This is a genomic window from Pseudomonas sp. GW821-FHT02B10 (genome assembly GCF_059421865.1).
Map to the genome: position 1 here is coordinate 487,840 of NZ_JBWKVU010000003.1, position 13,653 is coordinate 501,492.

A 13,653-nucleotide genomic window follows, 5' to 3' on the forward strand; every position below is an offset into this window, starting at 1 on the left:
TGGTTCACTCATGCTTGGAAGGCGCCGCGCTGGGTCAGCAGGTCGCGGGCCAGATACAGCGCGGCCAGGGCGCGGCCCTCGGTGAATTGCGGGTTCTGCGCCAGGCTCGACAGCTCGCGCAGGTTGATCTTGTCCACGCGCATCGGCTCGGGCTCGTCGCCCTCCAGCCGCTCCTCGTAGAGGTCGGTGGCCAGCACCACCTGGATCTTCTGGCTCATGTAGCCGGGGGACAACGACAGCTCGGTCAGGTGTTCCAGTTGCCGCGCGCCAAAACCGGCCTCCTCCTTGAGCTCACGCTCGGCGGCGGCCAGCACATCCTCGCCAGGCTCGATCAGGCCCTTGGGCAGCGACAGCTCGTAGGCGTCGGTGCCGCCGCAATATTCTTCGACCAACACCGCGTGATCGGCATCGAGCATCGCCACAATCATCACCGCGCCATAGCCCGCGCCCTTGCCCACCAGGCGCTCGTAGGTGCGCTCCACACCGTTGGAAAAGCGCAACTGCACCGCTTCGACGCAAAACAGACGGCTGGTGGCGACGATCTCGCGGGCGAGTACGGTGGGTTTCTGGCGCATAAAAGGCTCCTTGGCGTGAACGCGCTACTATAACGCGGCTTTCCCGATTGTTTGTGTCGGATATCTTTCTCCCGTTCGAGACGTTTTCCATGCCTTCACTGCCCTGGCGCGACATCGATACCGTTCTGCTGGATATGGACGGTACCTTGCTGGACCTGCACTACGACAACCACTTCTGGATGGAGCACCTGCCCCAGCGCTATGCCGAGCTGCATGGCGTCAGCCGCGCCATGGCGGAAATGGAACTGCAGCCGCTGTTCGAGCGTAACGCCGGACAGTTGCAGTGGTATTGCCTGGACTTCTGGAGCGCCGAACTGAAGTTGCCGGTGCGCGAACTGAAGCTGGAGACCGCCCACCTGATCGCCCTGCGCCCGGACGCCGATACCTTTCTCGCGGCGATCAAGCAGGCTGGCAAACGCGTGGTGCTGATCACCAATGCGCACCGCGATTCGTTGTCATTGAAGTTGGAAAAAGTCGAGCTGGCGCCCTATTTCGAACGTTTGATCAGTTCCCACGATTACGGCTTCGCCAAGGAGAACCCGCAGTTCTGGGATGCGTTGCAAGCGGATATCGGCTTCGATCCGGCACGCAGCCTGTTTATCGACGACACCCTGCCGATCCTTCGCAGCGCGCGGAATTTTGGCGTGGCTCATCTATTGGCGGTGAGTGAACCGGACAGCCGCAAGGGGCCAAAGGACACGGCGGAATTTGCCGCGCTGGGGGACTATCGAGCATTGATCGAAGGGTTGTAGAGCAATCCTGTAGCCGCTGCCGCAGGCTGCGATCGACCGTGAAACGGTCGTAGCGATGTTGATCGCCAAAGGTCCTTCGGACCTTATCGCAGCCTTCGGCAGCGGCTACAGACCGAGCATTACTCGGGAATGCGCAGTACCTGGCCCGGATAGATCTTGTCCGGGTGCGACAGCAGCGGCTTGTTGGCCTCGAAGATCTTGTTGTACTTGTTGGCGTCGCCGTACACGGCCTTGGAAATGGCGCTGAGGGTGTCGCCTTTTTTCACGGTGACGAAACGCGCGGCAGCCGCCACAGGACCGGTGACGGTGATCTGGTCGTCGACGCTGCCGACACCTTCGATGTTACCCACGGCCAGCAGAATCTTTTCCTTCTCTTCCTGGCTGGCCACTTCGCCGGTCACGATGACCTTGTCGCCTTCCACGGTAGCCTGGACGTTGGGGTTACCCAGGCCGACCTTGGCGATGTGCTCCTTCAGCTGTTCGCTCGCATTGGCGTTACCCGGCGTCAACAAATCGATAAGCTTTTCGCCCGCTTCTTTCACAAAGCTAAAAATACTCATGGTGCACACTCCTTGGGTTTAATAGGTCCAGACGCGAAAGACTAGACCAGCCTTGAGAGACGAGGTTCAAAATCGACCGATGACGCTGTGCACGGCAAGCACGCTAGAATCGCCTCCCCCCGCGCCCAGGAAGCGAAGATGGACATCAAGCAGCTGAAATTCCTCATCGCTCTCGACGAAACCCGCCACTTCGGCCAGGCCGCCGCGCGCTGCCACATCACCCAGCCGACCCTGTCCATGCGCCTGCGCAACCTCGAGGAAGAACTCGAGCTGCCGCTGGTCAACCGCGGCCAGCGTTTCGAGGGCTTCACCGCTCCGGGGGAACGGGTGCTGGCCTGGGCCCGCAGCGTGCTGGCCGCCTACGACGGGTTGCAGGCCGAGGCGGCCGCCTGTCGCGGCAATCTGGTCGGCACCCTGCGCCTGGGGGTGGTACCGCTGTCGAGCTTCGACCCGCTGCCACTGATGCAGCGCCTGCACCAGGCGCACCCGAACGTGCGCTTCGAGTTGTCGGCGCTCAGTTCCGAGCAGATCCTCGAACAGCTGGCGAGCAATCGCCTGGATATCGGCGTTTCCTATCTGGAGCGCCTGGACAGCGAACGCTTCGAATCCCTGGCCCTGGGCGAAACCCGCATGGGCCTGCTCTACGACCAACGCTTCTTCAGCTTCGGCGAACAGCCCCTGAGTTGGGAGGCGGTGATCGAACTGCCGCTGGGCATGCTGACCAGCGGCATGCATTTTCGCCAGTCCATCGACCATAACTTCCACAGTCGCGGCCTCACCCCACAACCGCTGCTGCAGACCGATGCGGTGCATCAATTGCTGCAAGCCGTACATGGCGGCCTGTGCTGCGCGATCATGCCGCTGGACGGCGGCCTGGAAGCCCTCACCGAACACCTGCGCCTGCAGCCCATAGCAGACGCCAACACCCTGGCGCACCTGGGCCTGATCATGCGCCGCAGCGCACCGCGCTCGGCCCTGGCCGAGGCGTGCTTCACCCTGCAGCAGAAATCACCGAGCGAGTCTTGATCGACGGCATCTATCGGCACATCAGTACTAGCAATTAGACGCGACACTTTGACGCGCTTAGTCTTAGGGCTGGATATTCCGCCGGTGATGCCCCATGAAACCCCAGCGCCCGGCTTGCGCGACGCCCACTGCGAAAACGCCCGCGCCCGCCGCCAGTCAGAACTATTGCTACAGCAACCTCGACCACACGGAATCGGCCAGCACCGCGCTCGCCGAGGAAGTTGCGCTGGCGATCGCCTATAACGGCATCAGCCAGGCCGTGATGCTGGTCACCCCCAGCGACCTGGAAGACTTCATCGTCGGCTTCAGCCTCGGCAGCGGCATCATCGGCGACGCCTCGGACATCTACGACCTGCAACTGAGCGGCAGCGGTTCGGCCCAGTACGCCCAGGTGCAGATCTCCAGCCGCGCCTTCTGGAACCTCAAGCAGCAACGCCGGCAACTGGCCGGCACCAGCGGTTGCGGCCTGTGCGGCGTGGAAGCCGTGGAACAGGCCTTGCCGGACCTCAAGGTGCTGCCCGGCGCGCCATTGCCGCCCGCCCAATGGCTCGATGGCCTGCGCCAGCGCATCAGCGCCTTCCAGCCCCTGGGCCAGCACTCCGGCGCGGTGCATGCGGCGGTGTTCATGAACGCCCAGGGCGAGTTGCTGCTGGGCCGTGAAGATATCGGCCGGCACAACGCCCTGGACAAGCTGATCGGTGCGTTGATCCGCCAGAACATACCTACTGCCGGCGGCGTGGCCATCGTCACCAGCCGTTGCAGCCTGGAACTGATCCAGAAAGTCCTGCGTGCCGGCATCCAGACCCTGGTCAGTCTGTCGGCGCCCACCGGCCTGGCCCTGCAATGGGCACGCCGACACAACCTCAATCTCATTCACCTGCCGCAAAAAAGTGCGCCACGGGTCTATAGCCCTGCGATGGAGAAACAAGCGTGACCACTCATCACCAAGCCGACCAGACACCCACCCCGCGCTACAAGCCCTACAAGGGCCCGGCCGGCGGCTGGGGCGCGCTCATCAGCGTCGCCCAGGCCTGGCTGACGAGTGACAACGCCCTGAAAAACCTGCGCATGATGCTCAAGACCAACCAGAACGGCGGTTTCGACTGCCCGGGCTGCGCCTGGGGCGACTCGCCGGAAAGCGGCATGGTCAAGTTCTGCGAGAACGGCGCCAAGGCGGTGAACTGGGAGGCCACCAAACGCCGTGTGGATGGCAAGTTCTTCGCCAAACACAGCGTCAGCTCGCTGCTGGAGCAGAGCGACTACTGGCTCGAATACCAGGGCCGCCTGACCGAGCCCCTGAGCTACGACGCCGAAACCGATCGCTACAAGCCCATCAGTTGGGAAGCCGCCTTCGCCCTGATCGGCAAGCACCTGCGGGCACTGCCCAACCCAAACATGGCCGAGTTCTACACCTCGGGTCGCGCCAGCAATGAAGCGGCGTATCTGTACCAGTTGTTCGTGCGCGCCTATGGCACCAACAACTTCCCCGACTGCTCGAACATGTGCCACGAAGCCAGCGGCGTGGCCCTGGCGCAAAGCGTCGGCGTCGGCAAAGGCACCGTGACCTTCGACGACTTCGAGCATGCCGATGCGATTTTCGTCTGGGGCCAGAACCCCGGCACCAACCACCCTCGGATGCTCGAGCCGCTGCGCGAAGCGGTGAAACGCGGGGCCCAGGTGGTGTGCATCAACCCGCTGAAAGAACGCGGCCTGGAACGCTTCCAGCATCCGCAGCACCCGATCGAAATGCTCACCAACGGCAACAAGCCGACCAACACCGCCTACTTCCGCCCGGCCCTGGGCGGCGACATGGCGGTGGTGCGCGGCATGGCCAAGTTCCTCCTGCAATGGGAACGCGACGCCCAGAAGACTGGTGCGCCGGCGGTGTTCGATCACGACTTCCTCAACGAACACACCGCCGCCGTGCTGGATTACCTGAGCGTCATCGACGACACCCCATGGGACGACATCGTCGAGCAGTCCGGCCTGACCCTGGTGGAGATCGAGCGCGCGGCGCGCATGTACGCCAAGGGCAAGAACGTGATCATGTGCTGGGCCATGGGCATCACCCAGCATCGCCACTCGGTGCCGACCATCCAGGAAATCGCCAACCTGATGCTGCTGCGTGGCAATATCGGCCGTCCGGGCGCCGGCCTGTGCCCGGTGCGCGGCCACAGCAACGTGCAGGGCGACCGCACCATGGGCATCAACGAACAGCCGCCGGTGGCCTTCCTCGACGCCCTGGAGCGGCGCTTCCAGTTCAAGGTGCCACGCGAGAGCGGCCATAACGTGGTCGAGGCGATCCACGCCATGCTCGAAGGCCGTTCGACAGTCTTCATCGGCCTGGGCGGCAACTTCGCCCAGGCCACCCCGGACAGCCCGCGGACCTTCCAGGCCCTGCGCAACTGCGACCTGACCGTGCAGATCAGCACCAAGCTCAACCGCAGCCACCTGGCCCATGGCAAGGAGGCACTGATCCTGCCGTGCCTGGGCCGCACCGACATCGACCTGCAGAGCGAAGGCGCGCAAGCGGTGACGGTGGAAGACTCCTTTAGCATGGTCCACGCCTCCAACGGCCAATTGCAGCCGCTGTCGCCACAGATGCGTTCGGAGCCGTCGATCCTCGCCGGCATCGCCGCCGCCACCCTGGGCAGCCATCCGGTGGACTGGAACTGGCTGGTGGCCGACTACAGCCGTATCCGCGACCTGATCGCCGACACCATTCCCGGCTTCAAGGACTTCAACCAGCGGGTAAAAAACCCTGGCGGCTTCTACCTCGGCAACTCGGCCGGCGCGCGGCGCTGGAACACTCCATCGGGCCGCGCCAATTTCCGCCCGAACCTGCTGCCCAAGGATCTGGTGCACGAACGCACCCGCGCCACCGGGCAGTTGCCGGACCTGATCATGCAGTCGATGCGTTCCCACGATCAGTACAACACCACCATCTACGGCCTGGACGACCGCTACCGTGGCGTGAAGGGCCAGCGCGACGTGCTGTTCGTCAACGAAGCCGACATCATCCGCCTGGGCTTCAAGCCGGGGCAGAAAGCCGACATCGTGTCGTTGTGGGATGACGGCCGCGAGCGTCGGGTCAAGGGTTTCACCCTGCTGGCCTTCGATATTCCGGCTGGGCAGGCCGCGGCCTATTACCCAGAGGTGAACCCGCTGGTGCCGCTGGAAAGCATCGGGGACGGCAGCTACACCCCGACCTCGAAGTTCGTCGCGATCCGCCTGGAAGCGGCCAGCGACAGCGGCTTGATCATGGCCCGGTCGGCCTGATCGACGAAATCGCTGGCCCTGTAGCCGCTGCCGCAGGCTGCGATAAGGCGCGCAGCGCCTTCCAGGGCCCTCAAGAGCAACGTCTCCTACGGAGCCGATCGCAGCCTGCGGCAGCGGCTACGATCGGCGAGGTGTTCCAGCGAAAGCGAAATCGCAGGCACAAAAAAGGCCACCTCCATCCAGAAGCGGCCTTTTCCAAGTAGCTACAGACTCGCAAAAACGGGATAAGTTCCCTACTAAAAACAATAAGTTACGAGATTGTGTACAACTCGTGCTATTCGTCGGATTTCGATTGTAAGCGCCTCAACACAGCCTCAGGATCGCGCCGTCATCCCTTTGAGGCTCCTCTATGAAGTTCTCCTCGATTCTCTTGTTGTCCCTTGGCCTGGTCAGCGGCGTCGCCTCTGCCGGCGGCACCACAGAAGCAGGTGTGGGCGGCGCATTGGGCGGGGTTCTAGGCTCGGTCGTCGGTCAGTCGATTGGTGGCAACACCGGTTCCACCATCGGTGCCGCATTGGGCGGCGCGGGCGGCAGTGCCGTGGGTGCCGACAGACGCAGCCGTGGCGAAGCCGCTATCGGTGGTGCGCTAGGCGCAGCCGGCGGTAACGTGGTCGGTCGCAGCGTGGGGGGCACCACTGGCAGCCTGATCGGCGCAGCCGCGGGCGGTGGTGTGGGTGGCGCACTGGGTAACCATATGGGCAACTCCAGCGATCGTGACGATCGCCGCTACCGCGACTACGACGACGACCGTCGCTACTACCGCGACGGCCATCCGGGTCGTGGCCATGCCTACGGGCATCGCAAGCACAAACGTCACTGGCGCGACTAAGACCTGAAACGGTCGCAACCCGCTGACACAAAGACCGCAGCCTGACGGCAGCTCCTGCCAGACAGGGTTCATCACCCCCGGGATGAACCCCAAGGAGCCGCCCGAAGCAGGCTGCGGTCTTTTTTGTGCCTTACACCAGCAAGCGTTCCAGCGCTCCACGCAGCCCGGCGGGAATCCCTACCGGCTGATTCGATGCCCGATCGACGAACACATGCACGAAGCGCCCCGCCGCGCAGGCATCGGTTTCCCCCGCCTTGAACACCGCCAGCTCGTACTGCACCGAACTGTTGCCCAGCTTGCCGACACGCAGGCCGATCTCGATGCGCTCGGGGAAAGCGATCGAGGCAAAGTAATCGCAGGCCGAACTCACCACGAAGCCCACCACCTCGCCATCATGGATATCCAGGCCGCCCTCCTCGATCAGGTAGGTGTTCACCGCCGTGTCGAAGAAGCTGTAGTAGGTGACGTTATTCACATGACCGTACACATCGTTGTCGTGCCAGCGCGTGATGATGGGCTGGAAGTGGCGGTAGTCAGCGCGTTGCGGCATGCGGTCGGTCATTGGCGGGTTCTCGAAGGCGAGGTGTCTGGAAGGCGACCATGACGGGGTCGATCCGGCGACGCCTATTTCAACCGATGGCCCGGTGATCGGCAAACCCTTTGCCTGCCTGCACCAGCTCGTCAATCAACCGCGCCGGCTTCCAATGCACGCCCGACTCGGCTTGCAATCGCAGCAACCCTTGCTGGATGGATACCAGCCCCTGCCCGTCCGCCCAGCTCATCGGCCCGCCCTTGTCCGCCGGGAAGCCATAACCGTTGAGGTACACCAGGTCGATGTCGTGGGCCGAGCCGGCAATGCCTTCCTCGAGAATCTTCGCGCCTTCGTTGACCAGCGCCAGCAGGCAGCGCTCGAGGATTTCCTCGGGACCGATGTCGCGACGACGGTAGCCCAGGCCTTCGCTGACTTCCTGAACCAGGGCATCGACCTGCACATCGTGCTCGGCCTGACGACTGCCGGGCTCGTAGTGGTAATAACCCTTGCCACTCTTCTGGCCAAAACGACCCGCCTCGCACAGGCGATTATCCACCTGCACTTCGTGCGCCTCCTGGCCTTTGCCGGCCAGCTGCCGGGCGCGCCATTCCAGGTCGATGCCGACCACGTCGTACATGCGGAACGGGCCCATGGCAAAACCGAAGCCCTGCAATGCGGCATCCACCTGATAAGGGAAAGCCCCTTCCAGCAACATCTTGCGCGCCTCCAGCACATAGGTGCGCAACATGCGGTTGCCGATGAATCCAGGGCAGTTGCCGGACACCACACTGACCTTGCCCATGCGCTCGCCCAGCACCAGCGCGGCCTCGAGCACCTGCGGCGCAGTCGCGGCGCCCCGCACGATTTCCAGCAGCTTCATGATGTGGGCCGGGCTGAAGAAGTGCAGGCCCAGCACCTGTCTTGGGCGCCGGGTGACTGCGGCGATGGCGTCGATATCCAGCGCCGAGGTATTGCTGGCGAGGATCGCCCGCGGCTGGAGCAGGCCATCGAGTTCGCGGAAGATTTGCTGCTTCAGCTCGAGGTTCTCGTAGATCGCCTCGATCACCAGATCCACATCGCGGATCGCCGGATAATCCGCCGCCGCGCTTATCCGGGCCCGGCGCGCATCGGCCTCTGCCTGATCGATCCGCCCCTGACGCACATTGTGTGCATAAGTCTCGGTCACCGCTGTCAGCGCCTGTTCGAGCATCTGCGGATTGTTGTCCACCCACTGCACCACGACCCCGGCATTGGCCAGGCACATCACGATCCCGCGGCCCATGGTCCCGGCACCGATCACCGCGGCGCGCTGAATATCGATCTGGCTCATAGTGGCTCCCCTGTAGGTGGCTCAAAGACGCAAACCACCATAATCAGGCCCAGGACATTTTTGAAATTTATTCCTGTGATGAGCGGCATTCAGCAGATGGATCGGGCAGGTATCAATCCTGGAGATGATGTTCGGCCCAATCGCGCACTTCGGCGTAGGGATAATCCTCGAGCACCGCGAAACCCGGGATCGACCGCGCCTTGAGTTTGGTGAACAGCGGCACGCTGATCCCACAGAGAAAGCGCGTCAGCCGTTCCGCCCCTGGAACCGTGCCGCTGTATTGGTGGTGCCTGTGGATAAATTCGCCACACAGCGCTTCGAAGTTTTTATCCACAAGCGCGGGCAAGGCTGGCGGCTCCGGCAGGCGGGCCACCTGGCCATGGCATACCGAGCAATGCCCGCACCGCTGCGGTGCCTGGTCGTCGCCGAAATACTGCGCCAGGCGATACCCCAGGCACTGCTCGGTGGCGAACAGTGCGAGCATCGCGTGGATCCGCGCGATCTCGCTGCTTTCGTGCTGTTTGAAGTAGGCATGCAGTTGCTGGCTCAGGGTCGCGGCATCGAAGCCCGTCTCCAGCAGGTTGTAGACCTCGGTCATCTGCTTGCTTTCCAGCTCGACCCAGCCCTTTTCCTGGAAGTAGTCCAGGGCCTTCACCACCCGGTTACGCTCGGCCTGATGCTGCTGATAAAGCGCGTCGAAATTCACTGTGGCCCAGGTCCGGGCACGGCTGGAGGTCTCGATGATCGCCGCCACGAAGTCCCGGCGCTCACCTTCGAAACGCGCCAGCAGCGCCTGCGGTTCCTCAAGGAACTTGAAGCGGTATTCGGCGAAGTAGGCGTAACGCGGCGCGATCAGGCCGCGCAGTTCCAGCTGCACCAGCAAGGTCTTGAGCGGCAGCTGGCGGATATTGCTCTGGTCCGCCAGCGGCCCCAGCAGGAACTCCCATTGCCCGTCGGGTGCTGCATTTTGCAGCTCGTCCAGCACACAACGAATGCCTTCCAGCTCCGGCGTGTCGCCGTAGACGAAGTTCTCCAGCACGTTGAGGCTGTCGCGGTTGGCCAGCACCAGGCAGTCCGAAGGTTGGCCATCACGCCCCGCGCGGCCAATTTCCTGGCTGTAGTTCTCGATGGATTTGGGCAGGTCGAAATGCACCACATTGCGGATGTCGCTCTTGTCGATACCCATGCCGAAAGCGATGGTGGCGACGATGCAATTGGACTGGCCCGCCATGAACTGGCGCTGGATGGCTTCGCGCTGCTCATGGGGCAGACCGGCGTGATAAGCCTGGGCCTGGATGCCGTTGCGACTCAGATGCTCGGCGATGTGCTCGGCGGTTTTCTGCAAGGTGACATAGACGATGCTCGGCTGCCCAGGACGCTCGCTCATCCACTGCACCAGGCGCCGGCGCTTGTCCTGTCCGCGCACCGGTTCCACCAGCAGGTTGAGGTTGGGCCGGTAGAAACCGGTGGTCACCACATCCTGCCCGGCGATAGCGAATTTCGCCTGCATGTCGGCGATCACCTTGGGCGTGGCGGTAGCGGTCAGCAGCAGTGCCTGGGGAATGTTGAACTGGCGCTGGTAGTCCGGCAGCTTGAGGTAGTCGGGGCGAAAGTTATGGCCCCATTCGGAGATACAGTGCGCCTCGTCCACCACCAGCAGGGAGATCCGCACCTGCTGCAGAAAGTTGCGAAAGCGCTCGTTCTTCAGGCGCTCCACCGAGATCATCAGGATCTTCAGCTCACCGGAGCGCGCCCGCGCCATGACCTCGTTGGCGTCATCGCGGCTCTGCGCCGAATCGATGCTCGCCGCGGCGATGCCGTGCCGTTGCAGGAACGCCAGCTGATCCTGCATCAGCGCCAGCAACGGCGAGACCACCAGGGTCAGGTGCGGCAGCAGCAAGGCCGGCAGCTGGTAGCACAGCGACTTGCCGGAGCCCGTGGGAAAGATCGCCGCCGCCGAGCGCCCGGCCAGCACCGCGCTGACCGCCGCCTCCTGGCCGGGACGGAACTGTGGATAACCGAAGACCTGTTCGAGGGTGTTGTGCATGAGCTGTCACTCCTTTGACCGCTGACGTGCCTTGAAGCCTAGCGCGGCCAGTCAGCGGGTCGAGAAAAGGTCGGGAGGAAAAGGATACGGGATGATACAGGGGGACGGAGAGCAGCGTTCGGCTGGGGATGACGCGGAGTTTTTCGGGGTGTATCGCAAGCCATCGGGCACCGGTCGATGCGCGATGGCTCGCGATAGAAATCGTGCTCTTAGCGCGTCGCGCGGCAATCCACCCACTTCACGCCATTGCTCTTGTTCGCGGCGATCAACGCCGGCACTGCGGCAGGCGCCTTGTTGTGAATATCGTGGAACAGAATGATCCCCCGGCGCCACAGCAGCATCAGGGTCTGCACCCGCAGGCTCGCCGCGCTGGCGCTGATGCTCTTGCTCCAGTCCTGGGAGTCGATGCCCCAGAGCATCACCTTGATGCCCTGGGCCTTGAAGAACGCCGGGCTGTCACTCGAACGCTGGCCATAAGGCGGGCGGAACAGCGGCTGGTAGTCATCCGGCAACGTGCCGCGCACCAGGGTCGCGGAACGGGTGATGGACTGCTGCCATTCGCTCCAGGCGCTATGGGACTTATGTTCCCAGCCATGCAGGGCAACGCACTGGCCGCTGTACAACTCACGCATTTGCGCCGGCGACGACTTGCGCAGACGCGCCTGGAACGGCTCGCCCAGCACGAAGAACAGGCCATGCAGGTCGTTGGCCCGCAGCACATTGGCCAGCGTATCGGTGTGGCCGCCCGCGGCCGTCGGGCCGTCGTCGAAGGTCAGCAGAAACTGCCGGTCCGCCAACTCGTCGCCCATCAGCTCGGCGCTGTCGAAACGTTCGATCTCGCTGCTGATCTTCGGAAACAAGGCCGCCAGGCGCAGCTGTTCGTTCAGGTACTGCTCATGAAACTGGCGGCTTGCCTGGGCCCAGGCGTCATAGGCCGGGCTGACCGTCCCGGTGAAGCCCTGGGCCAGTTGCCGCAAGTCATCCAGGTTACGCACCGGCGGGCAGAAGGCGGCACCTTCACAATCCTGGCTGGCGCTGTGGTAACTGCTGAGCAGGCGTATCCAGAAACGATCGCGCACTTGCTCGACCGAATGATGGTCCAGCGCCTTGACGCCCAGGCGCTGCTTGAGGCTCGCATCGTCCAGCGCCTCGCTGGCCAGCAGGGCCTTACCGAACATCAGGATTTCCGCGCGCGAGGCGGTATCGAAACCCGCTTGCGTGGCCAGCGAACCCGGCCAGGTGCTGCGGTCGATAGTGGCGAACACCATCGGGCCGGCAGCCTGGGCAACGGCCGTCCACAGGGACAACATCAAAGCAACAACCAGAACCCGCATAACAACCTCCATAAATGCATAACGCGCCGTGGGACGGCGCGTTATGGGGGTCAGATCAACACCCGTGAATCAACGGTTTTGCACACGCTCGATGGCTTTGTCGTACACCGGGTTGGCCTTCTGCTGCTTGGCCAACTGATAGTGACGCAGGGCATCGGCGAACTGGCCGGCCGCTTCGTAGATCCGCGCGATGTTGTAGTAGGAACTGGCGCGCACGGTGGCCGCCGAGTTGCCGCTGGCCAGGGCGATGGCCTTGCGGTTGGCCCAGATCGACTCGGCAGTGTTGCCGGCTTTCTGATAGGCCAGGCCGAGGTTGCTGTAGGCCTGACCGTAGCCGTTGTTCAGCTCGATGGCCTGACGGTAGAAGTCGATGGCTTGCTGCAGGTTACCGGCGTGGTAAGCCTCTTCGCCCTTGCGGTTCAGGGTTTTCGCATCGGCTTGCGCGCTGCTGCTGACAGCGACAGCGGCCACTTCCACTTTGTCGTCGAGCAGCGGCGATACTTCGTTCAGCACGTCCTGCGCGTCGACGGTCACGCCGCTGAGGGTGTTGATGTCCTGGAAGTCGCCATTGCCGGTCATGCGGAACACGGTCCACAGGTTACCGCTGCGGTCCTGCGGCACGTAGTAAGTGCGCACCAGCGACTGGCCCATGTACACGAACACCTTGGCCTGGCTGGCAGAGAGCTGGCGGGACGCCGGGCGGCTCTGGTTGCTGTAGTCATGCACCGCGTACACATAGCTTTCGCCGTAGTGTTTCTTTTCCAGGGTGATGGTTTCCGGGCCGTAGCTGTCGACATCGTCGACGTCCAGGTGGGCGTCATCGCCTTGCTGGTTGCGGAAGTAGATGTTGTTGCCCGGGAAGATCATGTGCGAGTCGAGGTCGCTGGGGTTCGCGCCCCAGGTCAGCACCACGCGCAGACCGTCGAGGTTCTGCATCACCGGGCTGATGGCGTAGGTCATGCCGCTGCACGGGCACTTGACCACCAGGTTGGAATAGCCGGGTTTCTTGATGATCAGCAGGTTGCTGGGGTCATCGGCGAAGTCGGTGGTCAGGGTCACCTGGCCTTGAGCATTGGTACGACCAACCACGCTCTGCGCGCCATTGCGCTGCACCAGCACTTCGGCGTCGGCGATCTTCTGGTCCTTGACCACCGCACTCAGCACCTCGACCGGCAGCTGCTGCGCCGTCACCGAAAACGCCAATGCCCACAACGAAAAAATCGAAGTCACGCGAAACAATCGCATACCTAATTCCCTTTAAGTGTATGAAGTCGGCACCCAAAGGTACCCGGCAGATTTCGCGCGCACGATACACAGTTTTTTCGGGATTTGCTTGCTAATCCATTGGGAAAGATGGGGGCTGCGGGAACCCCTGAAGTTTGCTGAGGG

Annotated in this window: 12 protein-coding genes; 5 read left to right on the top strand and 7 right to left on the bottom strand. The window is 63.1% G+C overall.

The window, feature by feature from the left end; genetic code table 11:
* Nucleotides 1-8 precede the first annotated feature (8 nt).
* Nucleotides 9-575: an ADP compounds hydrolase NudE gene (nudE, locus tag AC07VU_RS09625; RefSeq protein WP_007931715.1), complete on the bottom strand. Its 567-nt coding sequence runs from the start codon at nt 573-575 to the stop codon at nt 9-11.
* 89 nt (nt 576-664) lie between these two features.
* Here nudE and yrfG point away from each other — a divergent pair, with 89 nt between their 5' ends.
* A complete protein-coding gene (gene yrfG, locus AC07VU_RS09630; RefSeq protein ID WP_053259276.1) occupies nt 665-1,327 on the top strand; it encodes a GMP/IMP nucleotidase in 663 nt (220 codons plus the stop codon).
* A gap of 119 nt (nt 1,328-1,446) precedes the next feature.
* On the opposite strand, the gene lysM is transcribed toward yrfG, so the two are convergent.
* Nucleotides 1,447-1,887, bottom strand: a complete 441-nt coding sequence (gene lysM / locus AC07VU_RS09635) for a peptidoglycan-binding protein LysM (protein WP_009046477.1) — start codon at nt 1,885-1,887, stop codon at nt 1,447-1,449.
* A 138-nt stretch (nt 1,888-2,025) separates the two neighbouring features.
* On the opposite strand from lysM, the gene AC07VU_RS09640 reads away from it, so the two are divergent.
* From AC07VU_RS09640 to AC07VU_RS09655, 4 genes are all read left to right on the top strand, one after another.
* On the top strand, nt 2,026-2,913 hold the full coding sequence (locus AC07VU_RS09640) for a LysR family transcriptional regulator (RefSeq protein ID WP_150048466.1): 888 nt from the start codon (nt 2,026-2,028) through the stop codon (nt 2,911-2,913).
* A 94-nt stretch (nt 2,914-3,007) separates the two neighbouring features.
* Complete coding sequence (fdhD, locus tag AC07VU_RS09645; RefSeq protein WP_038582969.1) at nt 3,008-3,847, top strand: formate dehydrogenase accessory sulfurtransferase FdhD; 840 nt, start codon at nt 3,008-3,010, stop codon at nt 3,845-3,847.
* Nucleotides 3,844-6,192 (top strand): FdhF/YdeP family oxidoreductase, encoded by a 2,349-nt coding sequence (locus AC07VU_RS09650; RefSeq protein WP_277587646.1) that lies wholly within the window; start codon nt 3,844-3,846, stop codon nt 6,190-6,192. The genes fdhD and AC07VU_RS09650 overlap by 4 nt, the downstream gene beginning before the upstream one ends.
* Nucleotides 6,193-6,541: 349 nt before the next feature.
* Nucleotides 6,542-7,021: a glycine zipper domain-containing protein gene (locus AC07VU_RS09655; protein WP_009041712.1), complete on the top strand. Its 480-nt coding sequence runs from the start codon at nt 6,542-6,544 to the stop codon at nt 7,019-7,021.
* A gap of 130 nt (nt 7,022-7,151) precedes the next feature.
* On the opposite strand, the gene AC07VU_RS09660 is transcribed toward AC07VU_RS09655, so the two are convergent.
* The 5 genes from AC07VU_RS09660 to AC07VU_RS09680 form a co-directional block, all read right to left on the bottom strand.
* Nucleotides 7,152-7,583 (bottom strand): acyl-CoA thioesterase, encoded by a 432-nt coding sequence (locus AC07VU_RS09660; RefSeq protein WP_053259275.1) that lies wholly within the window; start codon nt 7,581-7,583, stop codon nt 7,152-7,154.
* Nucleotides 7,584-7,650: 67 nt separating this feature from the next.
* On the bottom strand, nt 7,651-8,883 hold the full coding sequence (locus tag AC07VU_RS09665; RefSeq protein ID WP_274305250.1) for a 3-hydroxyacyl-CoA dehydrogenase: 1,233 nt from the start codon (nt 8,881-8,883) through the stop codon (nt 7,651-7,653).
* A 112-nt stretch (nt 8,884-8,995) separates the two neighbouring features.
* Complete coding sequence (locus AC07VU_RS09670; protein WP_277587645.1) at nt 8,996-10,930, bottom strand: RecQ family ATP-dependent DNA helicase; 1,935 nt, start codon at nt 10,928-10,930, stop codon at nt 8,996-8,998.
* A 209-nt stretch (nt 10,931-11,139) separates the two neighbouring features.
* A complete protein-coding gene (locus AC07VU_RS09675) occupies nt 11,140-12,264 on the bottom strand; it encodes a polysaccharide deacetylase family protein (protein WP_277587644.1) in 1,125 nt (374 codons plus the stop codon).
* A gap of 69 nt (nt 12,265-12,333) precedes the next feature.
* Nucleotides 12,334-13,509, bottom strand: a complete 1,176-nt coding sequence (locus tag AC07VU_RS09680; RefSeq protein WP_007931735.1) for a tetratricopeptide repeat protein — start codon at nt 13,507-13,509, stop codon at nt 12,334-12,336.
* Nucleotides 13,510-13,653: the final 144 nt, after the last annotated feature.

Bases quoted from the DNA above. Each gene is read 5' to 3' on its own strand.
- AC07VU_RS09665 (WP_274305250.1), bottom strand. From the start codon at position 8,883: ATGAGCCAGATCGATATTCAGCGCGCCGCGGTGATCGGTGCCGGGACC.
- AC07VU_RS09680 (WP_007931735.1), bottom strand. From the start codon at position 13,509: ATGCGATTGTTTCGCGTGACTTCGATTTTTTCGTTGTGGGCATTGGCG.
- fdhD (WP_038582969.1), top strand. From the start codon at position 3,008: ATGAAACCCCAGCGCCCGGCTTGCGCGACGCCCACTGCGAAAACGCCC.
- AC07VU_RS09660 (WP_053259275.1), bottom strand. From the start codon at position 7,583: ATGACCGACCGCATGCCGCAACGCGCTGACTACCGCCACTTCCAGCCC.
- AC07VU_RS09640 (WP_150048466.1), top strand. From the start codon at position 2,026: ATGGACATCAAGCAGCTGAAATTCCTCATCGCTCTCGACGAAACCCGC.
- AC07VU_RS09655 (WP_009041712.1), top strand. From the start codon at position 6,542: ATGAAGTTCTCCTCGATTCTCTTGTTGTCCCTTGGCCTGGTCAGCGGC.
- nudE (WP_007931715.1), bottom strand. From the start codon at position 575: ATGCGCCAGAAACCCACCGTACTCGCCCGCGAGATCGTCGCCACCAGC.
- lysM (WP_009046477.1), bottom strand. From the start codon at position 1,887: ATGAGTATTTTTAGCTTTGTGAAAGAAGCGGGCGAAAAGCTTATCGAT.
- yrfG (WP_053259276.1), top strand. From the start codon at position 665: ATGCCTTCACTGCCCTGGCGCGACATCGATACCGTTCTGCTGGATATG.
- AC07VU_RS09675 (WP_277587644.1), bottom strand. From the start codon at position 12,264: ATGCGGGTTCTGGTTGTTGCTTTGATGTTGTCCCTGTGGACGGCCGTT.
- AC07VU_RS09670 (WP_277587645.1), bottom strand. From the start codon at position 10,930: ATGCACAACACCCTCGAACAGGTCTTCGGTTATCCACAGTTCCGTCCC.